We start from the raw sequence: 387 nt of genomic DNA on the forward strand, positions 1-387 counted from the left end.
TGCTCGATGCGGTGGACGACGCGCTGGCGGACCTCCTGGACGGCAGCCGCCACCTCCTGCCCCTCCTGCTGGTGGGTGCCCCCGTCCGCCACCGCAACCGCATCTACAACGCGGCGGTAGCGATCCATCGCGGCCGCCTGCTGGGCGTAGTGCCGAAGGTCCACCTGCCGAACTATCGCGAGTTCTACGAGCACCGCCACTTCGCGTCGGGCCAAGACACGGACGGCGAGACGGTGATCCTCGGCGGCCAGACGGCCCCGTTCGGCACGGACCTCCTGTTCGCCGCCGACGACATCGAGGGGCTCGTCGTCCATGTCGAGGTCTGCGAAGACGTCTGGGTGCCGATCCCGCCTAGCAGCGACGCGGCGCTGGCGGGTGCCACCGTGC

At 70.5% G+C, this 387-nt stretch carries 1 pseudogene; it reads left to right on the forward strand.

Annotated features, from left to right (window positions below):
- Positions 1-387, forward strand: a pseudogene (gene nadE, locus EQG76_RS11960) (NAD(+) synthase); the annotation flags it as partial.

Origin of the sequence: Geminicoccus flavidas, assembly GCF_009806515.1 — a bacterium.
Classification (GTDB): domain Bacteria; phylum Pseudomonadota; class Alphaproteobacteria; order Geminicoccales; family Geminicoccaceae; genus Geminicoccus; species Geminicoccus flavidus.